21 protein-coding genes and 1 pseudogene are annotated in these 24,780 nt (G+C 67.2%); 7 read left to right on the forward strand and 15 right to left on the reverse strand.

Going from position 1 to position 24,780, the window contains the following annotated elements; all coding sequences use genetic code 11:
• Nucleotides 1-8: 8 nt before the first annotated feature.
• Nucleotides 9-3,305: an arabinosyltransferase domain-containing protein gene (locus AC6CID_RS10885; protein ID WP_498353942.1), complete on the reverse strand. Its 3,297-nt coding sequence runs from the start codon at nt 3,303-3,305 to the stop codon at nt 9-11.
• A 130-nt stretch (nt 3,306-3,435) separates the two neighbouring features.
• Between AC6CID_RS10885 and AC6CID_RS10890 the strand changes: the two genes are divergently transcribed.
• Nucleotides 3,436-6,213, forward strand: a complete 2,778-nt coding sequence (locus tag AC6CID_RS10890) for an FAD-binding and (Fe-S)-binding domain-containing protein (RefSeq protein ID WP_498353943.1) — start codon at nt 3,436-3,438, stop codon at nt 6,211-6,213.
• Between the two features lie 14 nt (nt 6,214-6,227).
• On the opposite strand, the gene AC6CID_RS10895 is transcribed toward AC6CID_RS10890, so the two are convergent.
• The 6 genes and pseudogenes from AC6CID_RS10895 to AC6CID_RS10920 form a co-directional block, all read right to left on the reverse strand.
• Complete coding sequence (locus AC6CID_RS10895) at nt 6,228-6,887, reverse strand: hypothetical protein (RefSeq protein ID WP_498353944.1); 660 nt, start codon at nt 6,885-6,887, stop codon at nt 6,228-6,230.
• Nucleotides 6,881-7,543 carry a hypothetical protein gene (locus AC6CID_RS10900; RefSeq protein WP_498353945.1) on the reverse strand — a complete coding sequence of 221 codons (663 nt, stop codon included), beginning with the start codon at nt 7,541-7,543 and terminating at the stop codon, nt 6,881-6,883. The genes AC6CID_RS10895 and AC6CID_RS10900 overlap by 7 nt, the downstream gene beginning before the upstream one ends.
• A complete protein-coding gene (locus AC6CID_RS10905; protein WP_465862227.1) occupies nt 7,537-8,196 on the reverse strand; it encodes a hypothetical protein in 660 nt (219 codons plus the stop codon). The genes AC6CID_RS10900 and AC6CID_RS10905 overlap by 7 nt, the downstream gene beginning before the upstream one ends.
• A gap of 8 nt (nt 8,197-8,204) precedes the next feature.
• The gene (locus tag AC6CID_RS10910) at nt 8,205-9,365 is read right to left on the reverse strand and encodes a hypothetical protein (RefSeq protein ID WP_498353946.1); all 1,161 of its coding nucleotides are present in this window, start codon (nt 9,363-9,365) and stop codon (nt 8,205-8,207) included.
• Entirely contained in the window at nt 9,362-9,637 is a 276-nt protein-coding gene (locus AC6CID_RS10915) for a hypothetical protein (protein WP_024102690.1), read from the reverse strand. The genes AC6CID_RS10910 and AC6CID_RS10915 overlap by 4 nt, the downstream gene beginning before the upstream one ends.
• Before the next feature lie 133 nt (nt 9,638-9,770).
• Nucleotides 9,771-9,935: pseudogene (locus AC6CID_RS10920) on the reverse strand (SAV_915 family protein); the annotation flags it as partial.
• A gap of 128 nt (nt 9,936-10,063) precedes the next feature.
• Here AC6CID_RS10920 and AC6CID_RS10925 point away from each other — a divergent pair.
• A complete protein-coding gene (locus AC6CID_RS10925) occupies nt 10,064-10,504 on the forward strand; it encodes a DoxX family protein (protein WP_006553458.1) in 441 nt (146 codons plus the stop codon).
• Here AC6CID_RS10925 and AC6CID_RS10930 read toward each other — a convergent pair.
• Nucleotides 10,479-12,407: an arabinofuranosyltransferase gene (locus AC6CID_RS10930; protein ID WP_220667196.1), complete on the reverse strand. Its 1,929-nt coding sequence runs from the start codon at nt 12,405-12,407 to the stop codon at nt 10,479-10,481. The genes AC6CID_RS10925 and AC6CID_RS10930 overlap by 26 nt on opposite strands.
• 156 nt (nt 12,408-12,563) lie before the next feature.
• Between AC6CID_RS10930 and AC6CID_RS10935 the strand changes: the two genes are divergently transcribed.
• Nucleotides 12,564-12,884, forward strand: a complete 321-nt coding sequence (locus AC6CID_RS10935) for a hypothetical protein (protein ID WP_024102694.1) — start codon at nt 12,564-12,566, stop codon at nt 12,882-12,884.
• A gap of 60 nt (nt 12,885-12,944) precedes the next feature.
• Here the strand turns inward: AC6CID_RS10935 and dprE2 are convergent, their stop codons facing one another.
• Both dprE2 and dprE1 read right to left on the reverse strand, forming a co-directional pair.
• Nucleotides 12,945-13,706: a decaprenylphospho-beta-D-erythro-pentofuranosid-2-ulose 2-reductase gene (dprE2, locus tag AC6CID_RS10940; protein WP_006553461.1), complete on the reverse strand. Its 762-nt coding sequence runs from the start codon at nt 13,704-13,706 to the stop codon at nt 12,945-12,947.
• Nucleotides 13,706-15,130, reverse strand: a complete 1,425-nt coding sequence (gene dprE1 / locus AC6CID_RS10945; protein WP_019290337.1) for a decaprenylphosphoryl-beta-D-ribose oxidase — start codon at nt 15,128-15,130, stop codon at nt 13,706-13,708. Before dprE1 ends, dprE2 begins: the two co-directional genes overlap by 1 nt.
• A 19-nt stretch (nt 15,131-15,149) precedes the next feature.
• Here dprE1 and AC6CID_RS10950 point away from each other — a divergent pair, with 19 nt between their 5' ends.
• Nucleotides 15,150-15,683 carry a GtrA family protein gene (locus AC6CID_RS10950; protein ID WP_308257121.1) on the forward strand — a complete coding sequence of 178 codons (534 nt, stop codon included), beginning with the start codon at nt 15,150-15,152 and terminating at the stop codon, nt 15,681-15,683.
• Nucleotides 15,684-15,714: 31 nt separating this feature from the next.
• Here AC6CID_RS10950 and AC6CID_RS10955 read toward each other — a convergent pair whose 3' ends face one another.
• The 3 genes from AC6CID_RS10955 to rfbA form a co-directional block, all read right to left on the reverse strand.
• Nucleotides 15,715-16,596 (reverse strand): type IV toxin-antitoxin system AbiEi family antitoxin domain-containing protein, encoded by an 882-nt coding sequence (locus AC6CID_RS10955; protein WP_064061125.1) that lies wholly within the window; start codon nt 16,594-16,596, stop codon nt 15,715-15,717.
• A gap of 94 nt (nt 16,597-16,690) precedes the next feature.
• Nucleotides 16,691-17,272, reverse strand: coding sequence for a dTDP-4-dehydrorhamnose 3,5-epimerase (gene rfbC / locus AC6CID_RS10960; protein ID WP_064061124.1), 582 nt, complete (start codon nt 17,270-17,272; stop codon nt 16,691-16,693).
• A gap of 1 nt (nt 17,273) precedes the next feature.
• Nucleotides 17,274-18,149 (reverse strand): glucose-1-phosphate thymidylyltransferase RfbA, encoded by an 876-nt coding sequence (gene rfbA / locus AC6CID_RS10965; protein WP_019290334.1) that lies wholly within the window; start codon nt 18,147-18,149, stop codon nt 17,274-17,276.
• A gap of 33 nt (nt 18,150-18,182) precedes the next feature.
• On the opposite strand from rfbA, the gene rfbB reads away from it, so the two are divergent.
• The 3 genes from rfbB (at nt 18,183) to AC6CID_RS10980 (ending at nt 22,747) form a co-directional block, all read left to right on the forward strand.
• Nucleotides 18,183-19,190: a dTDP-glucose 4,6-dehydratase gene (gene rfbB, locus AC6CID_RS10970; RefSeq protein ID WP_094979582.1), complete on the forward strand. Its 1,008-nt coding sequence runs from the start codon at nt 18,183-18,185 to the stop codon at nt 19,188-19,190.
• 143 nt (nt 19,191-19,333) lie between these two features.
• Nucleotides 19,334-21,238 (forward strand): glycosyltransferase, encoded by a 1,905-nt coding sequence (locus AC6CID_RS10975; RefSeq protein ID WP_006553469.1) that lies wholly within the window; start codon nt 19,334-19,336, stop codon nt 21,236-21,238.
• A gap of 3 nt (nt 21,239-21,241) precedes the next feature.
• Nucleotides 21,242-22,747: a glycosyltransferase family 39 protein gene (locus tag AC6CID_RS10980; protein WP_094979581.1), complete on the forward strand. Its 1,506-nt coding sequence runs from the start codon at nt 21,242-21,244 to the stop codon at nt 22,745-22,747.
• On the opposite strand, the gene wzm is transcribed toward AC6CID_RS10980, so the two are convergent.
• On the reverse strand, nt 22,735-23,583 hold the full coding sequence (gene wzm / locus AC6CID_RS10985) for a galactan export ABC transporter permease subunit Wzm/RfbD (RefSeq protein ID WP_006553471.1): 849 nt from the start codon (nt 23,581-23,583) through the stop codon (nt 22,735-22,737). The two genes, AC6CID_RS10980 and wzm, sit on opposite strands and share 13 nt — an antisense overlap.
• Nucleotides 23,584-23,712: 129 nt before the next feature.
• Entirely contained in the window at nt 23,713-24,126 is a 414-nt protein-coding gene (locus tag AC6CID_RS10990; RefSeq protein WP_033097827.1) for a DUF2628 domain-containing protein, read from the reverse strand.
• Nucleotides 24,127-24,780 lie beyond the last annotated feature (654 nt).

Genomic DNA, 24,780 nt, shown 5'->3' on the forward strand with positions numbered 1-24,780 from the left:
ACTCGCCCTTACTCCAGCAGGACGGGGACCCCGTCACGGATGCGGCCCGGCGACCACAGGCCGGAGCGGGTCGTCACGTCGGTGGTGACCTCCGCGGGGGAGGCATCCGGGTCGATCGGACGGTACTGCTCGAGCGATCCCCAGTCGCGATCCCAGTCGTGGTTCAGATAGGTGGGGACGGCCTCGGCGTTCAGCAGAAGCGGGATCCAGCCGAGCGGTCCGCCGCCGATGTCGTCCTGCCAGCCGTTCGTCGCGTCGGCCCCGACCCGGTCCGGGAGGATGCGGTACTCGGGGACCTCGGCGACACCGTTGCGGTGCCCGAAGGGTCGCTGGCACGGGAAGGCGAGACCCACCGACCAGTCGATGAGGACCGGGGCGTCGGATCCGACGACCTCCTGCAGGGTCTGCATGCGCGGCATCCGCGGCGGCGTGACCGCGACCCACTGGTCGGGGGAGAGGTCACCGTCGTCGACGACGATCCGCACGGCGTCGGCGTCGGCCGGGATCGCGTCGCTCGGCACGCGCAGGTTGCGCCAGGACGGCGACGGGCCGATGTCGATCGGGGCGAGCGTGGCCAGCGGCGTCACGTCGTCCCCGGATGACGAACCGAACTCCAGCAGCACGTCCTGACCGGGGGTGATGACACCGTCGGGGTCGACGTAGCGGATGCGTCCCGCCGCGGTTACGACCAGCAGCGGTGTCTCGTCGGTGCGCTCCGGCAGCGCGTACCAGCCGGATTCGAGTTCGGCGGACTGCTGCACGCCGGAGCGGTAGCTGCCGAGGACGGGCGTGGTCTGCGGGTCGAGGCCGAAGGGCAGCTTCACGGTGCTGCCGTTGATGCCCTCGTCGCTGGTGCGACCGCCCTCGGTGCCGGCGCTGGTGGATGTGGTGGTGCCGCCCTCCTCGCTGTCGACGGTGTTGGCGCCACCGGTCGTGGTGGTCTCCGCGTCGGCGGTGAGGTCGAGGGCCACGCCGTTCGGGGTGAAACCGACGGCCGTGCCCGCACCCAGGGCCTCGCCCGCATCACCGTCGAGGGGCTGAAGCATGGTCGCGTTCGGTTCGGACTCGACGAGCACCTCGTCGGCGAGTCCGCAGGAGTTGCCTGTGAGGGCCGCCGCGTTCGACTTGGCGATCGAATAGGCCGGGTACTGCGAGACCGCGCCCTTGAGCAGCGACAGCACCTCGAACAGCACCACCGCCGCCGCGACCAGCGTGAGCGGGGCCGACGCCAGGGCCCGCACCCTGCCGTTGCGGTCGGGTCGTGGCGTGGTGAACGGCTCGCGCAGGTGGAACCACGCGGCGAGGAGCAGGGCGAGCACCGTGAGGCCGAGCAGTGCCGTGGAGAAGGCGTAACCGGAGATCGACGGCGGCTTGTCCCACCACGGGATGCCGTAGCTCGAGACGTACCACCAGCCGTTCGAACCGGTGAAGGCCATCGCCAGGACGAACAGCACCCCGGCGGTGAACAGCGCCCGGTTGCGGGCCGATCGGATGCCGACCGAGCCCACTCCGATCGCGGCGAGCGCAGCCACCGACGCGGCCAGGCCCGCGTACACACCGAAGTGGTGTGTCCACTTCGTCGGCGTGAGCATCATGAGCAGCAACGACGCGAAGACGATGCCGAGGATGCGGCGCGAGGGTCCGATAGCGGTGCCCGGGATGCGGCCCTTGCGCAGGATCAGCATGACGCACACGACCAGGCACAACAGCATCACGAACACGCCGAACCGGCGGGCCAGCGAACCGTCGGGGGAGACGGTGAGCAGTGCGTCCCACCGCAGTCGCTCGTCGAACCACGGCACGTTCGGTCCCACGGCCGAACGCACGCGGGTCGCTTCGAGGACCGACGCGAGCGTCTGGTCGGCGAAGACGGCGATGAGCACGACGGTGCCCGACGCCAGGATCGGCGCGAGGGGCGCGACGACACCGACGAGATGTCGGCGCGCGATAAGAACCTTCACCAGCGGGCGCATCCCGGCGACGAGCGCGGCCACCGCGATCAGGCCGGTCGGGCCGGCGGCGAGCGAGAAGGCCGCGATGAGGACCGCGATCGCGGCGGGCAGCATGCGCCCGGTCGCGATGGCGCGTTCGATCGAACACCAGGTCAGCAGCGCACCGACCGCGATGATCGGCTCCGGGCGCAGACCGTTGTTGTAGGGGAGCCAGAAGGCGAGGAAGACCAGCCCGGCCGTCCACAGCGACACCCGGCTGTGCCGGACAGCGACGCCGAGCCGGGGGATGACCTCGCGGCTGATGACCATCCAGCACAGGATCGCCGCGATGAGCGTGGGCAGGCGCATCCACACGCTCGACGTCGAGACCTGTGCGAACACGACGAGCACGTCGTAGAACCAGCCGAACGGCGCCTCGGGCACACCGAACCAGCGGAAGTAGTTGGCCATGTATCCGGCGTCGCCGGACACCCGCGCCATGTTGAGGATGTAGCCGTCGTCCGAGGTGTTCGCGCCGATGATGTGCCAGAGCAGCAGAGTGCTCACGACCACCGCGTCCACGAGGGTGAACCGCCACCAGCGGGCCGGCAGGAACCGGCGCGCGCGGCGCCCGTCGATCCCGTCGAGTCGATGCAGAGCGACGAGGGAGACCAGCGTCGCGAGCGCGCACACGATCATCGCGAGGAGCTTGAGCACCGTGGGGGTCGAGGTGAACCGCGAGTCGAGCTCGGCGCGCACCGACAACCGCTCGGTGGAGTCGTCACCGTCGGGTTCGAAGGCGCCGGCCGGGCCGCCGAGGTCGCTGAAGACACCGACCATCTGCGGCCGCTCGTCGCCCTCGAGCTCGATCGCCACCGGCGGGTCGGCGCCCACGATCTCGGCGGCGGTGCGTTCGGAGTTCGATGCGACCGTCACGGCCGTACACGGCTCGTCGAGCGGCGCCGAGACGAGCACCCAGTTGCGCAGGACGGCCTCGACGGTGCCGGGAGCGCCGTCCTCACCGGGTATCGCGCGGATCACCAGGCCCTCCGCCGTGGCGTCGGGGGAGCCGGACGGGATGGTCGAGACGAGGGTGCCGCCGTCGGAACCGAGCTGCGCTGCTGCCGCGCACGGCACGCTGGCCCGCAGCGTGAGCGGGGCGTAGGTGACGAGCGGCGCCTCGACACTGTCGATGCTGCCGTTCTGCGGCCATTGCAGTTCGCCGGTTTCCTGCCGGACCGGCAGGAACGGAAGGGTCAGAGCCAGCACGAACCCGAGCAGTCCCGACACGATCGCGACGATCCGAGCTGTGCGGACGCGCGATGTCGGGTCGGACGAATCGGTTTTCCCGGGCGAAGCGGTATCGGCTGGCACAAGCGTCGATGCTAGGCGAGTCCCGTCACGGGGCCGGCGCGTGCCGCTCCGCTCGCACCACTCGCGGGTACTCCGCGGTTCTGTCCGACCACGTCCGGAGCGATGCCTCCCGCCACTAGCATCGCTGTCTATGAGGACCTCCACCCCGATCGGGCGCGCTCTGCGCGCGGCGGGCATCGGGGAGGTCTGCGACGACTCGACCACGCGCGCGCTGTACTCGTCCGACGCTTCTCTCTATCGCGTCCCGCCACAGGCCGTGGTGCGCGCCCGATCGATCGACGACGTCGCCACGACCCTCGACGTGTGCCGCCGGGAAGGTGTCCCCCTCACCTCCCGCGGCACCGGCACCTCGCTCGCGGGCAACGCTGTCGGGCCTGGCGTGGTCATCGACTTCTCGCGTCACCTGAACCGGGTGCTCTCCGTCGACCCAGAGACCCGGACCGCGCGGGTGCAACCGGGTGTCGTGCAGGCCGAACTGCAGCGCGCCGCGGCACCGCACGGTCTGCGCTTCGGCCCCGATCCGTCCACCCACAACCGGTGCACGATCGGCGGGATGATCGGTAACAACGCGTGCGGGGCGCGGGCGCTCGGCTACGGCCGCACGTCCGACAACGTCGTCGCGCTCGAAGTGCTCACCGGCACCGGGCACCCGCTGACGCTGCCCGGCGAGGATCCGGTGCTGGAACCGTTGCGGGAGATCGTCGCCCGCGACCTCGCGACCATCCGCACCGAATTCGGTCGCTTCGGCCGGCAGGTGTCGGGTTATGCACTCGAGCATCTGTTGCCGGAGAACGGTTTCGACGTCCGGAAGCTGTTCGTCGGTAGCGAGGGCACACTCGGGATCACGACCGAGGCGACGGTGCAGCTGGTCGCCGACCCTGCCGTCCGCACGATGGTCGTGCTCGGCTATCCAGACATCGTCGCCGCCGGCAACGCCGCGCACGGACTACTGGGTTTCCGGCCCACGGCGTGCGAAGGGCTCGACTCGCGGATCGTCGACATCGTCCGGCACCGGCGCGGACCGCAGGCGGTACCGCCCCTGCCGTCGGGTGCGGCCTGGCTGTTCGTCGAACTGGCCGGTGACGACGCCGACGAGGTGCGCGGCCGGGCGAAGGCACTCGCGCAGGCCGCCGCCGCGACCGACGTCCTGCACGTCGAGGACCAGGCGCGTGCCGCTGCGCTGTGGCGTATCCGGGAGGAGGGAGCCGGCCTGTCGGCGAGAAGTCCGAAGGGACTGCCCGCGCACGCGGGATGGGAGGACGCCGCCGTCCCTGCCCACCGCGTCGGCGACTATCTCCGCGACTTCGAGGAACTGCTTGCCGGATACGACGTCACCGGCTATCCCTACGGGCACTTCGCCGACGGCTGCATCCACATCCGCCTCGACATCCCCCTCGAGGTTCCGGGTCTGTTCCGCGAATTCCTTTTCGAGGCAGCTGAACTCGTCGCCGAATACGGCGGGTCGATGTCGGGGGAGCACGGCGACGGGCGTGCCCGGAGCGAACTGCTGCCCGTGATGTACTCACCCGACGCGCTCGCACTGTTCGGGGCTGTGAAGTCGGTCTTCGATCCGGAGAACGTCCTCAACCCCGGCGTGCTCGTCGACCCGCGGCCCGTCGACGCCGACCTGCGCGTCCCGGCGGCCGGGAAGATCCGGGAGGGCCTGGCCTTCCGCTATCTCGAGGACGGCGGCGACTTCACGCAGGCAGTGCACCGGTGTACCGGGATCGGCAAGTGCCGCGCCGACAATACCGGCACCGGCGGGGTGATGTGCCCGTCCTTCCTCGCGACCCGCGAGGAAAAGGACTCCACGCGCGGACGAGCACGGGCGCTGCAGGAGATGCTCAACGGGCACCTCGTCGACGAGTCGTGGCAGTCGCCGGAGGTGCACGAGGCGCTCGATCTGTGCTTGTCGTGCAAGGGATGCCTGTCCGACTGCCCGACCGGGGTCGACATGGCAACCCTCAAATCCGAAGTGCTGCACCAGACCTACCGGGGACGGCGACGGCCCGCCAGTCACTACGGTCTCGGCAGGCTGCCGCAGTGGGCGGCGATCGCCTCCCGTGCGCCACGCGCCGTCAACGCCCTTGTCCGCGCTCCGGGGGTCGCCCCGCTCGGGTTGACCGTCGCCGGTCTCGACCGCCGCCGCCGTGTACCGAGGTTCGCGCCCCGCACCTTCCGGAAGTGGTTCGCCGACACCCTCTCGCGACGATCCCGCACGGGCGATCCGGTGCTGCTGTTCGTCGATACTTTCACCGAGTACTTCACCCCGGAGATCGGGGTTGCCGCCGTGCGCGTGCTCGAAGCCGCCGGACACAGCGTGCACCTCACCGACGAACCCCGCTGCTGCGGCCTGACGTGGATCACCACCGGCCAGCTCGACCAGGCCCGGAAGATCCTGGGCCGCACCGTCGCCGAACTCTTCCGCAGCGGCATGCCGATCGTCGGTCTCGAACCGTCGTGTACCGCCGTCCTGCGTTCCGACGCAGTCGAACTGCTCGGGTCCGCACCCGCGCGTCTCGTGGCCGACAGCACCACGACCCTCGCCGAACTCCTCGCCGACTGGGAACCACCGTCGCTGGACGGCACACGGATCGTCGCACAACCCCACTGCCACCACCACGCCGTCATGGGATGGGGCGCCGACGCCGCACTGTTGCGACGCGCGGGTGCCGACGTGCAGCGCCTCGCCGGCTGCTGCGGTCTGGCCGGGAATTTCGGAGTCGAACGCGGGCACTACGACGTGTCGGTGGCGGTCGCGCGAACCCAACTGCTGCCGGCGGTCGAGGCGGCATCCGACGACGCGGTGATCCTCGCCGACGGGTACTCGTGCCGTACCCAGCTCGGCGACCTCACGACGCGGCGCGGCATGCACCTGGCCGAGTTGCTGGCCTCACGACTGCCGTAGGTACGGCGGGCTCATCATCTGCGGCGTCGCCCTCTGGTGCGCTCGCTTCGGGAGGGGCGCGGCCCGAGTTCGTAGGGGATCTTCAGGATGTGGCGGGTTTTGGCGTCGATGTCGCAGTTGCCCGACGCGACGGAGTGGAGGATGCCGTTGTAGACGAGGTCCCACAGGTCAGGGTTTCCTTGAATATCGCTGATCTTGAACGAGTGGATCTCGTTGCCGTGAGCGTCTTTGAACCGGAGGACGCGGTTCGTTCCGTCGGCGGAGAAACGTATACGGGTGAGGTGGTAGGTGTCGACCCAGCTGTCGCGACATTGCACCCATGTGGATCCTGCTGCCGTCCAATAGTTCCTGATCCCGCGAAACATCAGCCAGCCACCCGCAGTGATGACGAGCCACGCACCCCACCAGTGAATCCAGCGAAGATCCCCGTTGGAGATTGTGAAGAACGCGACCGTAATGGTCATCAGGGTAAATGCGCTGATGTATTTTTCGCGGACGTGAGGTTGGAACCATTCGAGAGTGGGACCGAGATGCTCCGGTGCATCTGGTGGGTTCCGTGGGTTGCGGTCGAGCGGTGTGTATTCCGTGCCGTGGTAGATGCGGGGCGCCCGGGGTAGGCGGGGTTCGCCTGTGATCGAATCCGGCATCGGTGGTAGATCGATGGGGTTCACCATCTGCGGCGTCGTCCTCTGATGCGTTCGCTACGGGTGGGGCGTGGCCCGAGTTCGTAGGGGATCTTCAGGATGTGGCGGGTTTTGGCGTCGATGTCGCAGTTGCCCGACGCGACGGAGTGGAGGATGCCGTTGTAGACGAGGTCCCACAGGTCGGGGTTGCGCTGGATCTCGCTGATCTTGAAAGAGTGGATTTCGTTGCCGTGGGCATCTTTCAACCGGAGCACACGGCTGTAGCCGTCTGCGGAAAAGCGGATGCGGGTGAGGTGGTAGGTGTCGACCCAGCTGCTGCGCCATTGCACCCAACTGGCACCGGCTGCGGTCCAATGGTTCGCGGTAGCGCGAAACATCATCCAGGCGCCTACCGTCATGATGACCCACATGATCCACCAGTGGACCCAGCGGAAATCTCCGTTGAGGACGGTGAGATACACGACCAAGAGCAAGACCATGGAAAGGGCACTAGTGTACTTGTCGCGGACGGTGGGCTGGAGCCATTCGAGCGTGCGGCGGAGATGATCCGGTGCCTCGGGCGGCTTTCGTGGGGAGCGCTTGACTGGTGTGTATTCCGTGCCGTGGTAGATGCGGGGCGCCCGGGGTGGGCGGGGTTCGCCTGTGATCGAATCCGGCATCGGTGGTAGATCGATGGGGTTCACCATCTGCGGCGTCGTCCTCTGATGCGTTCGCTTCTGGTTGGGCGCGGCCCGAGTTCGTAGGGGATCTTCAGGATGTGGCGGGTCTTGGCGTCGATGTCGCAGTTGCCGGATGCGACGGAGTGGAGGATGCCGTTGTAGACGAGGTCCCACAGATCAGGGTTGCGTTGGATCTCACTGATCTTGAACGAATGGATCTCGTTGCCGTGGGCGTCTTTCAGCCGGAGAACGCGGTTCGTCCCGTCGGCTGAAAATCGGATGCAGGTGAGGTGATAGGTGTCAACCCAATCGTCGCGCCACTGTACCCAGGTGGATCCGACTGCGGTCCAATGGTTCCTGGTGGCGCCGAACATCACCCACGCACCCACAGCTATGATGACCCACATGACCCACATGTGGGTCCAGCGAAGGCCTCCGTCGACGAGGGTGAGGTACGCGACCGAGATGCCCACGATGAAGAGCGCGCTCGTGTACTGGTCACGGGCGGTGGGCTGGAGCCATTCGAGAACGGGTCCGAGATGTTCCGGCGCTTCCGGAGGCTTCCGTGGGGATCTGTCGGTCGGCGTGTGCTCGATTCTCTGGTAGATGCGTGGCGCACGGGGTGGTCGCGGCTCTCCGGTGTTCGGATCGGGAATCGCGGGCAGGTCGGTTGTATTCATTTATGTCCTCAGAAAAGATTTCCCACCCAGCGCGCCGCGGAACCGGCAGCGCCGGAGATATCGTCCCAGTGTTCGATCACTTCGCCCACACCGAATGCGACACCGACCCCCGCGCCGACGGCGAGCAATGTCACGGGACCTCCTGCTGCACTCGCGAGGATCAGCTCGGTAGCCACGGTTCCTGCAACGAAACCGCCGACGTCTTTTGCGACTGCTTCGACTGCGTCCCCGGTGGTTTCGGCATTCGCTACATCGTAGGCAGTCTGAAGTCCGGTGAGAACGCCTCCCACGACGGGCACCTTCGAGCCGAACTGTGCCAATGCCGAACCTTTCGGTAAATAGTCGCCGGCGGTGCGACCGAAGGATTCGATGAATTTGTTGTCACCGAGCCCAGCAAGCAGTCGAGAGTTCTCCGCAGCAAACCGCGCTGTATCGTCCGCGCCACCTTGGAAAGCTCGAACAGCCCTGGCCGCCGTCGCTTCCGGGTACGGATCACCCAGCCGCGCCGCTTCGGCAGCAAGCTCACGCAGCCGGGCGAGCGTCGCACCTCGCGTAGCGGCTTCGTTGCCCCATTTCGACAGCTCGGAGACTGTCGTCGCTATGTATCCGCCCACGGAATGGGCCAAGAGCCATCCCCACTGGGCTTCTGCGTCCTTCAGAATCGTCGTCGGCCCGCGCAAGGCTTCCGCGAGCGCGCTGTGCGCTGCAGTTTCGGCCGCGCGACCTTCCGTAACGAACCCCGCAGCCGCCTCGTAGGCTGCGATCTGTTTCGCCCGAAGTACCTGGGGTGCAATGTCGTACGAGTTCGGATCGACGTTGAGTGGCTCACCGATCCCGACGCCGAACTCCACGGGAATACCGGCTTCCGCCGCTGTCGCCTCGGCCTGCGACATGCGTGACCGGACGGTGACGAGTCCGTCGGCGAATGCGCGCAGGGCAGCGGCGATCACGTCGATCTGGTCTGCGGCCTCGGTCGTCCCCGTGATGATGCGGTCGAGCGTCGTGCGGAACGCATCTCCCGCAGGGCTTCTGAATTCGTACTCGGACTCGGTGCGTCCGTCGCGTGCCGCCTTCAGTCGGTCGTTCACACCCGTGGCGAGGGCAGTGAGCGAATCCGCGCATGCGTAGCAAGAGGTGGGGTCGCCGAAGACTCGGGTGTCGAGGCTCATCCCTCACCGGCCTTCGCCATCTCCTGAGCAGTGTGCGACTCGGCGTCCTGGTAGGCGCGCAGACTGTCCTGGGCGGCGTCTGCTGCATCGGCCAGCGACCGGACCGCCGCGTCCAGCGCGGAAGCAATCGACCCGAGAGCGTCGACGAGCAGTGCTGTGGCGGCACCCGCGTCGGGTATCGGTGCTGGATCGGATCCGAGTTCGTCGATGCCCATCGCTCCGGTCGCCAGGTGCTTCGCGACCGTGTCGAGGTCGCCGATGTCGATGCTCACCGGGTCGCTCTCCTGCCGAGTGGGGCCTCGAACGGACGGTCGTCGTCCCCGACCGGGGTGGCGGTGGTTGTCGACCGTCGAGCAGGACCACGTCGTACCCGGTGGTCCGGTGGATCTCCTGCAGCCCTGTGCTGTCGACGCCCATCCACGGCTGCTGCGGTCCACAGCAGCGGACCAGTTCCTTCGGTGAGGTGTAGGCGGGCAACGCCAGCCGGCCGTCGGGCAGTGTGCGCATCTCGAGCCGAACGTGCCCGGAACTGTCGCGGCGTCGGATCGGCACATACAGAACGTCGCTCATCGAATCCCCCGATTCCGTCGTACCCCCCGTACGACTCGCCGCGACCTTACCGCAGCGGCGATGAGATTCCGGCTCCTGCCCGGTCGGTATCTGCGACAGCACCGCTGCCCACCTACCAGGAGGCCGTCATGAACACCTTCACCGCATCCACCACCGGCACCCGCGACGACATCGCCGCGGCACCCTCACGCGCCGCCCGCATCGCAGGCCTGATCGTCAGCGGTCTCGTCGTCCTGTTCCTGCTGTGGGACTCGATCATCCACATCGCCAACGTTTCGCAGGTGCAGGAAGCGATGGCCGATCTCGGGTTCGACCCGAGCCTCAACCGGGTGTTCGGCGTCGTCCTACTCGTCTGCCTGATCGCCTACGTCCTGCCGCCTACCGCAATCCTCGGCGCCGTACTCCTCACCGGCTATCTCGGCGGTGCTGTCGCGACGAATCTGCTCACCGAACAGCCCATCGTCAGTACGACTCTCTTCCCGATCTACACCGGAATTCTGGTCTGGGGTGGATTGTGGTTGCGCGACATCGGGGTTCGTCGCATCATGCCGGTTCGTCCGTCGCGGTGACGACGACGAACGGCCCCACCTCGGTCAAGGTGAATCGGGGATCGTCGAACAGTTCCTTGGGGAAGGTCACCGTGTACCGCCGCACATTGGGATCGTTCGGGTAGACGTCCTCGGCCAGACGCAGCGTGTAGCCCTCGGCGCCCTGCCGGAAGACGACGGCGTCGGGGGCTCTCCACGGCAACTCCTCCCAGGCGGCGAGCAGTTCGCCGGGGGAGGAGAGTTCCGACCACTCCTCGATCGCTGCGGCCCGCGCGGAGAACTCCGCCAGCGGGTTGGCGTAGTGCGAGGTCAGGGCTTGGAAACCGAAGTACGGGTAGTAGGCGAGGAAGGACGTGTCGGCCGTGAGGACCACGTGGTCGTCACGCTCGGCGCCCAGCTGGGACAGCAGGACGTCGTCCACCTCGGCGTAGTAGGACGCGGCTCCGGCGGGTCGCTGGTCGGCGCGTTCACCGGCCCCGTCGGTGTCGGTGTAGGCGACGGTGATCTCGCTCCCGAGCACCTGGGGGATGTTCTGGGTGAACGCCAGCGCACCGAGAGCACCCACCGCCACGAGAACCCTGCGCACGCGCGGATTCTCGCTGGTCGCCAGGCTGATCCAACGCGAGAAGTCGACGAAGGCGAATGCGCCTGCCGCAGCGAGCAGTACGAGCAGGATGACCTCGAGACGGAACGCGAGCAGGGTGTTGCCCACGGCGGTCAACGCCATCGAGGCGAGGTACCACAGGTAGACCGCGATCACCCCGAGCCCGAGCGCCTGCGCCCGATGCGACGACGACGCCCGGCCCACGAGCCACACGGTGCCCAGCAACGACAACAGTCCGATCAGGGACATGTGGAACATCGGCAACGGCAGTCGCGCACCGGCATCGGGGAGATAGTGGGTCGCGGTCCCGGACTCGGACGGGGGATTACCGCCCAGCACGTCGAACACGAACGGCGCCCACACGATCAACGCGACGAGCACCGCGATCGACGCCATCACCACGAGACGGACGAGCACCGGAAGGACCGCCCGCCACGACCCGGTGGCGCGACGCGCGAGGTACGCCGCGACGACGGCCATCACCGTCACCGCGAACGCCGCGATACCGAGATAGAGGGTGTAGAAGGTCGCGGCGAGACCGAGGAACAGGCCCGTCCCCACGACGGCACCCCAACCCTGTCGTCCCCGGCCACCGCGTGTAGCGGGTAGGAAACCACCCCAGGCCAGCACCAACGCCGGCGCGACCAGCACGGCGATCACCGCTCCGTAGGGTTCCGGCGAACCGTAGGCCAGCACGACCAGCGTCGTCGCGGTGGCGGCGAGCACCGCCAGATCGGAGCGGACCAGTTCGGACCACAGCACCAGCGCGACGACCGCCGCGACCGCCAGCGAGCCGATCGCATACGGCTTGAACGCTTCCCAGCCGTCCATATTCAGCAGATTCGCGACACGGCCACCGATCCAGAACCACCCGGCCGGATAGAACGACGGCAGGTCGGCGTAGTTCATGTCGCGCAACGCCGCGCTGTCCGTCAGTCGCGTGAGGAACTGGGTGCGGAACTCCTGGTCGACGGAGATGCCGTGCAGGTAGAGGCGGGTCGCGGCGAGCGGCATCCCGAGGGTCGCGGTGACCAGGCCGGACAGCGCCGCCCACGACAGCACCCGCGCCCCCGTCACCCATCTGCGGCGACGCAACAGATAGATCGACAGGCCGAGCACGGCGAGTGCCGCGAACTGCATCACGGTGGTGACGGCCTGCGTCACGTTCGACGAATTGAACGCCGGCCACTGCACACGGTCGAAAGCGAACAGCCCCACCGCGGCGACGAGTGCTGCGACGAGCGCTGCGCAGACGAACTGCACGAGCGTCGAGACGGCACGGCGTAACGGGGCGACTGCTACAGGAGTGTCGGCGAGCACCCCACGAGCATAGAGATGCGTCCGCGAGACGAGTGGTGGCCCGATCCGCGCCGCAAAAACGCCGCCGTCCACCGGTCGGGACGTTCATCCTGGAAGTTGCGTCGGGAAACCGGGCTGTCGGTACCGCCCGGGGAATCCGAACGGAAGGCTCAGATCATGACAGGTAAAGCAGTTCGTGCGGCCCTTGCAACGCTCGCGACGGCACCTCTCCTCGTCTTCGGGGCGGCGCAGGCCTCGGCGTATCCGGTGATCGAACCGGGTGCGCCCGGCGGTCCCATCGACGGCCGGTTGTACGACCACCACGGCGTCGATCCCTACCAGTGCATCGTCGTCGGGGCGCCGGGTGTCGGCTACGCGACGAACGAGGCGGGGCAGGACGGCATCGTGAACGGTGTCTTCGTGAACGAAGGGTCGATCAACCACTGGTGCTACGGGCCGCCCGGGATGATCCACAGCGGAACCGGCTACGTCCGGTAGACCCCGAAAAGACGACTGCCCCGCCGAAACGGGTCCGGCGGGGCAGAGGGTGCACGTCTGTCAGATCGGCAGCTTGCGGAAGATCGCGCGCGGCAGGTGACGCAGCACGATCATCACGAACCGGAAGGTGCCCGGCGCCCAGACGATCTCCTTGCCGCGATCGGAGGCCGCGACAGCGAGCTTCGCGACATCTTCCTTGTTCACGGTGAGCGGGGCCTCGTCGACGTGCGCGCTGAACTGCGTGCGCACCTGGCCGGGGCGCACGACGGTCACGCGCGGCCCGAACGGGCGCAGCGCCTCACCGAGTCCGAGGAAGAAGCCGTCGAGGCCGGCCTTGGTGGAACCGTAGACGAAGTTGGCGCGCTTGACGCGCTCGCCGGCAACCGACGACATCGCGATGATGCGCCCGAAGCCCTGCGCCTTCATCTTCTCGCCCACCAGCACACCCACGGAGACGGCGGCCGTGTAGTTGACCTCCGCGACCCGCACGGCCTTGCTCTGGTTCTGCCACAGCTCCTCGGCGTCGGCGTCCAGACCGAAGGCGACGATCGCGATGTCGACGTCGCCGTCCTTCCACGCCTGGTCGATGACGGCCGGGTGGCTCGCCGTGTCGAGCGCGTCGAAGTCGATCAGGTCGACCTGCGTCGCACCCGCGGACTTCGCCTGGGCGACGGCGTCCTCACGACGCGGGTCGCCGGGCAGGGCCGCGAGGATCACGCGGGCCGGTGCCTTGCGGAGGTACTCCTCGACGATGGCCAGGCCGATCTCGGAGGTGCCACCGAGCAGCAGCAGGGTCTGGGGATTGCCGACGGCGTTGATCATCAGTGGAGTTCCAACCTTCTGGACATATCGGAGGCGAAGACGTTCGTGGGGTCGACGGAGCGGCGCACCTTCAGCCACTCGTCGATCCGCGGGTACATGGCGTGGAAGGTCTCCGCGTCGGTCCGCGAATCCTTCGCGGTGTAGAGGCGACCACCGAACTCGAGGACCCGCTTGTCGAGTTCGCGCACGAACTCGTTCAGGCCCGGCTTGATCCGGAAGTCGACGCAGATGTTCCAGCCGGGGATGGGGAAGCTGAGCGGAGCCTTGTTCCCTTCACCGAACAGCTTGAACACGTTGAGGAACGAGTGATGTCCCGACGCCTGGATGTCGCGGATGATCTTCTTGAACTCCTCGACCGCTTCCGGCGGCACCACGAACTGGTACTGCAGGAAGCCGTTGGGTCCGTAGCCGCGGTTCCACTCCCCGAACAGGTCGAGGGGGTGGTAGAACGCCGTCAGATTCTGGACCTGGTTGTCGGCGTTCTTCGTCTTCCGGTAGTACAGCTCACCGATCACCGAGAAGTTGAACTTGTTGGCCAGCCCGTTCGGGAATACGTCGGGCAGGGTCAGCAGGGTCGGCGCGTCGAACTTGAGCGGGTCCTTCTGCAGCTTCTTCGGCAGCTGGTCGAGCTTCGCGAGGTTGCCTCGGGAGACTGCGGCGCGGCCGAGCTTCGGCTCCGGCGAGATGGCGTCGAACCATGCGCTGGAGTAGTCGTAGTTCGCTTCCGAACCGTCGCTGTGCAGGGCGATCGTCTCGTCGAGCGACTCGGTGCGGCGGCTGTCGGCGATGAAGTACGCCGTCTCCGTGGGGGTCATCTCGATGGTCGCGCGCAGGATGATGCCTGTCAGACCCATTCCGCCCACGGTCGCCCAGAACAGCTTGGCGTTGCGCCCGGTGGGGGTGCACGTGCGGACCTGGCCGTCGGCGGTGAGCAGGTCGATGGACTTGACGTGGTTGCCGAAGCTGCCCGCGCTGTGGTGGTTCTTGCCGTGGATGTCGGCACCGATCGCTCCACCGATGGTGACCTGGCGCGTGCCCGGCAGGACGGGCACCCACAGACCGAACGGCAGCGCGGCGCGCATGAGCTGGTCGAGGCTCACACCACCGTCCACCACGACCTTGCGGGAGTCACGGTCGATGCTGTGGATCTTGTTCAGCGCCGTCATATCGACGACGAGCCCGCCCGCGTTCTGCGCGGGGTCGCCGTAGGAGCGTCCGAGCCCGCGTGCGATCACGCCGCGCCGCAGGTGCGACGGCTTCGACTCGTTGTCTTCCGCGACCCGCGCGACCGCCTTGGCGATCACTTCGACGTCGGGGGTGGACAGCACCTCTGCGGTGGTCGGCGCAGTGCGCCCCCAGCCGGTCAGGGTGCGGGTCTGGGTGGGGAGCGGCTCGCTCGCCTGCTCCGTAGCTGTCGTGGACATCGGGATAAAGGCTACCCGTGTGTCCTGGTCACCCGGCAAGATGCTGTTCCTCACGGGCGTTACCCTCGTCTGCGTGCCGGAATCCCACGACCATGTGCAGCCGCTGCCGGAGCATCACGCCCCACTGGCTCCCGAACTGCCGTTGACCGATTCGACGGCCGACGAAGCGCTGGACCTGAAGACGCAGCTCACACGGTTCGTCCTGACCGGTGGGTTCTCGGCGATCGTCGACTACGGCCTGTACGTCCTGCTCATGGCCCTGGGCGTCACGCGCGACGTCGCGAAGGCCCTGTCGTTCGTGGCCGGCACCACCACCGCCTACCTGGTCAACCGCCGCTGGACCTTCAAGGCCCCGCCGAGCCGCGTTCGTTTCGCAGCCGTGGTGGTCCTCTACGCAGTGACGTTCGCCGCACAGGTCGGCATCAACCGTGTACTCAACGAAGCCCTCGGCGACGAGTGGTGGGTCACGCCCTTCGCCTTCGTCGTCGCCCAAGGCGTCGCGACGGTGATCAACTTCGTCGTCCAGCGCGTCGTGATCTTCCGCCTCCGCTGATTCGGGTGGATCCGACCCCGCTCAGCGGGGTTCAACCCACCGAAGTCCGATTCAGGGCCTGACGGATCTGCCGCACCACCTCGTCGGGTTCCTGGGTGATCGCGTGCCAGGTGAAGCGCAGCACGTGCCAGCCGGCGTTGATCAGGACGTTCTGCCTCTCGGCGTCGCGGCGGTGTCGCTCGGCGTCGCGGTGCCAGGCCCACCCGTCGATCTCGACCGCGACCCGCTCGGCGTCGAACACCACGTCGATCTCGAAGCCGCAGCTCATCGCGTGTGCTCGCCACCCGGTGAACCCCGCACCACGGAGTAGTCGGTGGAAGATGCGTTCGGCCTGGGAGTGGCCGCCTTCGCGAGCCGAGCACAACAGATGAGCGGCGCGGGGTGCGCCGTGACGTCCGAGATTCCTTCGATGTGCCTGCTCGAGTGCGGGTAGCGAGGTGTGACGCTGCAGCGCGCGGTCCATGAGCACCGAACCCGTCGGCAGTTCGACGGCGGCTTCGAGCACTGTGAGTGGCAGCGCGGTGACCGGTAGACCGCGCACTACGACGACGTCGCGTCGCTGGAGGTCGCGTCGGCGTACCCGCACCCCGTGGCGTCGGGCGAGGGTGCGCTTCTGCGGCACGGTCACGTAGCGGAGAGAAGGAGCGCGGTCGAGCAGTCCGTGCCACCATGCCGCGCTCGGTCCCCAGGCTGCCGCTTCCGGACCTGCCGCGTAGACGGCTGACCGTAGCGCCACAGCCGGCGTGCGTTCCCGGTCGGCACGCAGGTAGACGCCGCGTGCGAGCGCGAACCAGTCGCCGTTCTCGACTCGTCGGTCGACAGCGGAAGCGCTCATTCCGCAGTCCAGTGCTTGTGCTCGGGTGATGACGCCGTCCTGAGCGGCCATGATGCGGTACGCGTTTCGCAGGTTCATATCCGGTTCGACGCAGTGACCGCGGTTCCGGTTCCGTACCGATCGATTAGTGTGGATCCAGCCCCGGAAACCGGGGTCGAATCCACACAAATCGTCAGAAGCTCGGGAGACGACCCGCTTCGCGGGCGTCGGCGAGGGTGGGTGCCGCCCGATCCTTGGCCGACAGTTCGTAGGTCAGCGACCTGCCGTCAGGTCCCGTTGTCGGCCAATCGATCCCGATCTCCGGATCGAACGGGTTCACCTCGTGCTCACGGTCGGGGTCGTAGCCCGTCGAGCACAGGTAGACGACGGTCGAGTTGTCCTCGAGTGCAAGGAAACCGTGGCCGAGGCCCTCGGACAGGAAGATCGCGCGCCGGTCCTTCGTGTCGAGCAGCACCGAATCCCACTGCCCGAAGGTCGGCGACCCCACCCTCAGGTCGACGACGACGTCGAGCACCGACCCCGACACGCACGTGACGTACTTCGCCTGTCCGGGAGGCACATCCGCGTAGTGGATGCCGCGCAGCACCCCGGCGGCGGAGACCGAGCAGTTCGCCTGCGCCAACTCCAGGGGACGGCCGGCGGCGTCGGTGAAACTCTCCTGCTTGAACCATTCGAGGAACACGCCCCGGTCGTCGCCGAACTGTTTCGGCGTGACCTCCCACGCCCCGGCGATCGTCAGTTCCCGGTACTGCAACCTAGCGGTCCTTTCCTCGTTCGAGCAGATCCAGCAGGTAGCTGCCGTAGCCCGACTTCACCAGCGGCTCGGCCGCGGCGCGCAGTTGCTCGTCGTCGATGAACCCGAGACGCCACGCGACCTCCTCGGGCGCACCGATCTTCAATCCCTGACGTTGTTCGATGGTGCGCACGTAGTTCGACGCGTCGAGCAGCGAGTCGAAGGTGCCGGTGTCGAGCCAGGCGGTACCGCGCGGCAACACCTCGACCTGCAGTTTCCCCGCTTCGAGATAGGTGCGGTTGACGTCGGTGATCTCCAGTTCGCCGCGCGCCGACGGCTTCAGCGACCGGGCGATCTCGACGACGTCGTTGTCGTAGAAGTACAGCCCCGGCACCGCGAAGTTCGACTTCGGGTCGTCGGGTTTCTCCTCGAGCGACAGGGCGCGGCCGGTGGAGTCGAACTCGATCACCCCGTAGGCCGACGGATCGGACACCCGGTACGCGAACACCGCACCACCGTCGATGTGAGCGAAGCGTTTGAGCTGGGTGCCGAGGCCGGGGCCGTAGAAGATGTTGTCGCCGAGGATCAATGCGACCGGCTCGGTTCCGATGTGGTCGGCGCCGAGCACGAAGGCCTGTGCCAGGCCGTCGGGTGAGGGTTGGATCGCGTAGGTGATGTTCACGCCGAACTGCGAACCGTCGCCGAGCAACCAGCGGAACTGTCCGGCGTCGTGCGGGGTGGTGATCATGAGGATGTCGCGGATCCCGGCGAGCATGAGCGTCGAGAGCGGGTAGTAGATCATCGGCTTGTCGTAGACGGGCACGAGCTGCTTGCTCACGCCCTGGGTGATCGGATGCAGACGCGAGCCCGTCCCACCCGCGAGGATGATTCCGCGCATGTCGGACAGTCTCGCATGAGTAGGCTTGCGCCAATGAGGCTGCTCGTCACCGGTGGTGCCGGTTTCATCGGCGCGAACTTCGTCCATCAGACCGTCGCGGAACGACCCGACACGCAGGTCACCGTGCTCGACAAGCTCACCTACGCCGGCAACCGCGCCTCCCTCGACCCCGTCGCCGACACGATCACCTTCGTCGAAGGTGACATCGCCGACGCCGAGCTGGTTGACCGGCTCGTCGCCGACACCGATCTGGTGGTGCACTTCGCCGCCGAATCCCACAACGACAACTCCCTGGCGAACCCCGCACCGTTCGTGCAGACCAATCTCGTGGGCACCTTCACCCTGCTCGAGGCCGTCCGCAAGTACGACGTGCGTTATCACCACATCTCCACCGACGAGGTCTATGGCGACCTGCCGCTGAACGATCCGATCAAGTTCACCGAGACCACCGCCTACAATCCGTCGAGCCCCTATTCGTCGACGAAGGCCGGCTCGGATCTGCTGGTGCGCGCCTGGGTGCGTTCGTTCGGCGTCCGCGCGACCATCTCCAACTGCTCGAACAACTACGGCCCCTATCAGCACGTGGAGAAGTTCATCCCCCGCCAGATCACCAACGTGCTCACCGGTGTGCGCCCGAAGCTCTACGGCACCGGCACCAACGTGCGGGATTGGATCCACGTCGACGACCACAACAGCGCCGTGTGGACGATCATCGAACACGGCCGGCTCGGCGAGACCTATCTGATCGGCGCGGACGGGGAGACCGACAACCGTACCGTCGTCGAAACCGTCCTCGAGCTGTGCGGCAAGGGCCGTGAAGAGTTCGATTTCGTCACCGACCGCCCCGGCCACGACCTGCGTTACGCCATCGACGCGACCCGACTGCGCACCGAACTGGGCTGGGCGCCCCGCTACCGTGACTTCCGTGAGGGGCTGGCCGCGACCATAGCCTGGTACCGCGCCCACGAGCAGTGGTGGACGCCACAGAAACGGGCCACCGAGGCCGCCTACAGGCGCGTCGAGCGCGTTCTGGGCGGATAACCCGCGCCGTTCGGGGTGGTCCCGGCACAATTCGCGAATGGGTCGAAACACCGGTACACGACGCACACAACCGTGGAGCTCCTGTTTCCGCTGCTACTGTCGCATCGAAAACAGCGGATCGACCACGAGCGGGGAGTAGCCCGATGGAGCAGGCAGCTGCCGGCGACACAAGCACGATCGGACATGAGGCGGACACACTGGACGAGGTTCTCACCGAACCGGTGCGTCGCGACCGGCTGATCGTCCAGCGCGGTGTCTTCGCATCTCTGTCGCCGCGCGTGCCGGAGAAGATGTACGTCCACACGAAGGGTGGCGCGGCGTCCGACCGCTACGGGCTGCAGCTCGCCGACGGCGCGACCGCCCACACCAACACCTATTTCGGCCGCTTTCCCGCGACGTTCTGGCAGCGCTGGACCGACGTGAAGACCGTGAACCTGCAGCTCACCTACGGCTGCTCCGGTACGGCTGAGTTCACCGTGTGGGCGTCCGATGCACGCGGACGCGAGCGGATCGTGACGGTCGAGACGGTGTCGGGTTCGGGCGAGCTCGACCTCGAGCTGCCGATCGAACGGTTCGTCGACGGCGGTGCGATGTGGTTCTCCATCGATGCCGGCAACGGATCGGTGCTCGTCTCCGACGCGCGCTGGACGGTCGCCGCTCCCGAGCACCTGCGTCCCGCGGCTGTGGTCATCTGCACGTTCAACCGCGCCGACGACTGCACCGTCACCGTCGGCACTCTCGCCTCGGACGACGGGGCGATGGCCGACATCGAAGCGGTGTGCATCGTCGACCAGGGCACCGACCAGGTGCGCTCGCGCTCGGCGTTCGCCGAGGTCGCCGACAAGCTCGGCGACAAGCTCATCTACCTGACCCAGCCGAATCTCGGTGGTGCGGGTGGCTTCTCGCGCGGAATGTACGAGATCACCGGTTCCGCCAAGGCCGAGCACGCCAACGTCATCGTCATGGACGACGACATCCTGTGCGAACCCGAATCGGTGTTGCGTCTCAACGCTTTCGCGAACATGACGGTGCAGCCGACGATCGTCGGTGCCCAGATGCTGTCGCTGAGCAATCCCCAGGTCCTGCACGTCTCGGCCGAGCGTGAGGTGCTCGACGAGATCACCGCCGGCGCACTGACTCCGGGTGCGCGCATGGGCATCGACCTCGTGAAGAAGAAGCAGGACATGCGTTTCGACGCCGGCTGGAACGGCTGGTGGACCTGCCTGCTGCCCGCCGAGATCATCGCCGACTGCGGTCTGCCCATCCCGCTGTTCTTCCAGTGGGACGACATCGAATACGGCATCCGTGCCCGGTACGCGGGGCATCCGACGGTCACCCTGCCCAATGCGGGTGTGTGGCATGCCGACTTCTATCTCAAGGACTACGACGACTGGGCGCGCTATTTCAGCATCCGCAACGGCCTGATCGTCTCGTCCATCTACGGGCGCTTCGACGGTAACGACATGTCGAAGTACCTGTTCCGCAAGATCAGTGAGCTCATCGTCTCGATGCAGTACGGTCTCGCCGCGACCTTCATCAAGGCTGCGGAGGACTTCCTCGCCGGACCGGACTTCCTCTACGACGGCGGCCAGTCCGTGCTGAAGGAACTGCGCGAACTGCGCGACCGCTATCCCGAGACGAAGCCGCTTCCGGCCGCGCAGGTGGGCAAGGAATCCGATCCGCATACGCAGATGTCGGTCTGGCAGTTCGAGCCCGACAAGAAGCGCGAGGGCCTGGTGCTGCTCAAGCGTGCCGTGCAGCAGTTCGCCGGCAAGGTCGACCGCCGGACGGTCACCGTTCCCGCTCACTTCGCATCGTGGTGGCACGTGTCGTTGTTCGACAAGGCCGTCGTCACCGACGCCTCGCAGAACGCCGTGCGGGTGCGTCACCGCGACAAGGACACCGCCGTCGACCTCGCGAAGCAGGCCGCGAAGGTGTGCTGGCAGCTTCGCAAGGAAGCGCCCCGGATGAAGACGGTCTGGCAGGAAGCGCTCCCCAAGCTCACGAGCCGCGAGAACTGGGCGCGCCTGTACGGCATCGACGGGTAGACCGTGAGGGCATGGTCGTTTCCCCTGCTGATCGGGGTTGCGACCGTGCTCGTCGCAGGGGCGTTCTCGTGGGTCCCCTCGCTGTGGTGGGACGAGGCCGCCACCATCTCGAGTGCCGACCGGTCGGTCGAGCGGATGCTCCGCGTCCACACCCGGATCGACGCCGTCCACGGCCTGCACAATCTGCTGCTGCACTACTGGTTCTCCCTCGTGGGCGTCGACGAGTTCACCGCCCGCCTGCCCGGTGTGCTCGCGCTCGGGGTGGGTGCCGCAGCCGTCACGGCGACCGGCCAGGTGCTGGCGGGTCGTCGCGTGGGGATCGCCGCCGGGGTGCTGTTCGCGCTGTCGCCGCGGGTGACCTGGGCGGCCACCGAAGCGCGGTCCTATGCCTTCGCTGCGGCGCTGGTCGCGGTGTTGTCGCTGCTGGTCGCGCTCGGCTGCGCGACCGGCCGTAGACGGTGGTGGGCGCTGTACGCCGTCGTCCTGCCGGTCGCGACGGTGATGTTCGTGTACTCCGCGACGGTCGTTGTCGCGCATCTCCTCACCGTGCTGGTCCGTGGTCGTGGGCGCGGTGCGTTCCTGTTGTCCGCAGGGGTGGGCGCGGCCTTGTCGACGCCGTTCGTCCTGCTCGCCTATTCGCAGGCCAAGCAGGTCGCCTGGATTCCTCCGCTCGACTCGACGATCGTCCGCACGATCGCTCTCGATCAGTGGTTCCCGCAGGCCCCGTGGACGGCCACCTTGTTCGCCGCGATCGTCGTCGCCGGGGTGATCGCCGCGTGCCGTCGTGGCGCGGAGCCTGGGGAGCGGACCCTGCTGTGGCTCGCTGTGCCGGGTTTCGCCGTGCCCATGGTGCTGTTGCTCGGCTACTCGCTGCTCGAGGACAACATGTACCTCGAGCGCTATCTGTCGTTCACGGTTCCCGCGATGGTGCTGCTCGTGGGCTGGGCGGCGGCCCGCATCGCAACCCGCTGGTGGTCGATGCTGGTGGTGCTGACTGCGGTCGCCGTCAGCGTTGCGCCGGCCTACGTGCAGCAGCGACAGCCGTTCGGCAAGGCCGGCGGGATGGACTACAGCGTGATCGCCGACCGGCTGGTCGAACGCTCCGAACCCGGCGACTGTGTCGCTTTCGAACCGCGCGTCTCGTGGGCACCGACCTCACTGCGCGCGGTCGTTGACGCCCGGCCCGACGCGGTGGAAGGACTCGACGACGTGGGGCTCGGCTACGACGCCGTCGACCGAGTGAACCTGTGGTCGACCGACGCTCCACCGCCGGAACTCGCCCGACGCGCGGCGGCTCGATGCGAGGTGCTGTGGGTGGTCGCCGACGGCGAGCGCGAGACCGGCTTCCGGGTGTGGCACCCGAACAACGTGTGGTGGCGGTTCGAACCCCACCGGTTCACCGAGACCGACACCTACCGGGAGCTCGAGGCCGTCGGTTTCCGGATCACCGACCGGGAGCCGATCCACCGTTCACAGCTGGTCCGGCTCGAACCGGCTCAGACCCAGTAGGCGACGCGCGAGCGGTAGTTGCGCAGCGCGAGCAGGGCGATACCCCAGCCGACGACGGTGATGATCAGGACGATGACCCAGTGGTAGAGCTGCTGGTCGCCGCCGAGCAGTGGGGTCCGCACGATGTCGAGGAAGTGGTAGAGCGGGTTGATCTCCGCGATCCGCGCCCGCCCCTCGTTGCCGGTGCCCTCGAGCGTCTTCTCCGTCCAGATGATCGGTGTCATGAAGAACAGCAGCTGGACGATGCTGCCGAGCAGCGGCGCGATGTCGCGGTAGCGCGTGGCGAGGATGCCGAACACCAGCGACACCCACACCGCGTTGATCGCGATCAACGCCAGCGCCGGGATGGCGAGGAAGGCCGTCCAGTACAGCTGACGTGGGAAGAAGATGAAGATGCCGATGTAGATGACGATGTTGTGCGCGAACAGGATCATCTGCCGCCACACCAGCCGGTAGACGTGCACACTGAGCGGCGTCGGCAGCTGTTTGATCAGGCCCTCGTTGGACATGAACACGTCCGCGCCCTCGAGGATCGACCCCTGGATCAGGTTCCAGATGATGAAGCCGAGCGCGACGTACGGCAGGAACTCCGGGACATCGAGGTTGAACAGCGTGCCGTAGAGCACACCCATCGCGATCGCCGACACACCCGTGGCGATCGTGATCCAGAACGGGCCGAGCACCGACCGGCGGTAGCGCTGCTTGATGTCCTGCCAGCCGAGCAGCAACCACAGTTCGCGGTGGTTGAAGCCTTCGCGCAGATCCTGGAACGCGCGCCGGAACGAACGTGAGGACGACTCGATGGGTTCGTCGTCGACGGTGAGGGCATCAGACACGGGTCCCGAGCCTACCCGCGGCGTAAATGTGACCTGCCGGGGCGCGGGGTCGACGGGACCGCCGTGCGTGTGCAGGTCCTGTCGATCTTGCGCGGTATTCACGACGAGAAGTGCACGCCGGAGCCGGGGCTACAGGCCCCACGTCTGCCGGCCGAGTACCCGGTTCTCGTAGTGGTAGACGTTCACGCGACTCGCGGCGTAGAGCCACAGGCCGAGTGTGAGAGCGGTGTCGACGGTCGAGGGCAGCGCCAGCGCGACGACGAGGAGACCCAGCACGAGGCCGACGCCGAACACCACCAGCGCCTTCTTCCACAACCGCAGGTACAGCAGATAAAAGATGCCGAACAGGAACCCGAGCAGATTCATGTTCAGCTTCATGCGCTGCCGCAGCGGCAGGGCGCGGAAGGCCGCGGTGTATTCGGGAGACGTCTTCAGCGATCCCGGGACGCCGTATGCGGCGAAGAATTCGAAGCGGAACCGCCACGTCTCGCTCAGACCCTCGAACCGGTCGGAGCCGGCTGCGGGCATGCTGAGGTCGGTCATGATCCCCCCGATCGTCGCGGTCGTTCCCCCTGAACGACCCGCAACAGTATGCACATCTGTCACGCGGGAAACACGATCGGGTGCAATCGAGTCCGACGTTGTTGGCGAGTTCTCGGCGTTTCCTCGCACACAACGTCGGGCTCGCTCGGCTCCTCGTCAGGCGCCGTCGTCCATATGGCCGGAGTCGCCCAGCCACTCGTACAGTTCCGACATCGGTTGTATCTACACCTGCTGCGTCTCGCCGAGCCATGCACCGGCGACGAGCGCGCCGAGGGTTCGCCCTCAGTTGTGGTGGAGGCCGAGCGCGCGTCGAAGGAAGTGCAGGCAGGCCGCCATCGGTGAAGTTCTACGGGACCGTCCGGAAGCGCAATACGGGCAACGGTCGGTCCTGTACTACACCAACGGTTCGACTCGGCGGACGGTCGACGACAGTGCGCGTGATCAGGAAGGTGATCACCACCCCCCGCGATCGAGCGCACCAGACGGTTGACGTCCACGGCGGGTCGCCCGACACGTTCCCACCGCTGATGACGTAGGCGCCGGCGGGTCGGGCCCCGCCGCCGAAGCCGCCGCCTTCACTGTTCCCAGCGTCCGCCGACGTACCACCATTTCCACCCATGCCGCCCACCTGGGGAAAGGAGGACGCATGTCCTC

The sequence above is a fragment of the Rhodococcus sp. GQ147 genome (assembly GCF_059759155.1).

What these genes read in the sequence shown, in the direction of transcription:
- AC6CID_RS10990 (WP_033097827.1), bottom strand. Translation starts at nt 24,126, where the DNA reads ATGACCGACCTCAGCATGCCCGCAGCCGGCTCCGACCGGTTCGAGGGT.
- AC6CID_RS10925 (WP_006553458.1), top strand. Translation starts at nt 10,064, where the DNA reads ATGAACACCTTCACCGCATCCACCACCGGCACCCGCGACGACATCGCC.
- AC6CID_RS10955 (WP_064061125.1), bottom strand. Translation starts at nt 16,596, where the DNA reads ATGAACCTGCGAAACGCGTACCGCATCATGGCCGCTCAGGACGGCGTC.
- rfbA (WP_019290334.1), bottom strand. Translation starts at nt 18,149, where the DNA reads ATGCGCGGAATCATCCTCGCGGGTGGGACGGGCTCGCGTCTGCATCCG.
- AC6CID_RS10905 (WP_465862227.1), bottom strand. Translation starts at nt 8,196, where the DNA reads ATGAATACAACCGACCTGCCCGCGATTCCCGATCCGAACACCGGAGAG.
- AC6CID_RS10910 (WP_498353946.1), bottom strand. Translation starts at nt 9,365, where the DNA reads ATGAGCCTCGACACCCGAGTCTTCGGCGACCCCACCTCTTGCTACGCA.
- AC6CID_RS10890 (WP_498353943.1), top strand. Translation starts at nt 3,436, where the DNA reads ATGAGGACCTCCACCCCGATCGGGCGCGCTCTGCGCGCGGCGGGCATC.
- AC6CID_RS10975 (WP_006553469.1), top strand. Translation starts at nt 19,334, where the DNA reads ATGGAGCAGGCAGCTGCCGGCGACACAAGCACGATCGGACATGAGGCG.
- AC6CID_RS10935 (WP_024102694.1), top strand. Translation starts at nt 12,564, where the DNA reads ATGACAGGTAAAGCAGTTCGTGCGGCCCTTGCAACGCTCGCGACGGCA.
- dprE2 (WP_006553461.1), bottom strand. Translation starts at nt 13,706, where the DNA reads ATGATCAACGCCGTCGGCAATCCCCAGACCCTGCTGCTGCTCGGTGGC.
- rfbB (WP_094979582.1), top strand. Translation starts at nt 18,183, where the DNA reads ATGAGGCTGCTCGTCACCGGTGGTGCCGGTTTCATCGGCGCGAACTTC.
- dprE1 (WP_019290337.1), bottom strand. Translation starts at nt 15,130, where the DNA reads ATGTCCACGACAGCTACGGAGCAGGCGAGCGAGCCGCTCCCCACCCAG.
- AC6CID_RS10900 (WP_498353945.1), bottom strand. Translation starts at nt 7,543, where the DNA reads ATGGTGAACCCCATCGATCTACCACCGATGCCGGATTCGATCACAGGC.
- AC6CID_RS10895 (WP_498353944.1), bottom strand. Translation starts at nt 6,887, where the DNA reads ATGGTGAACCCCATCGATCTACCACCGATGCCGGATTCGATCACAGGC.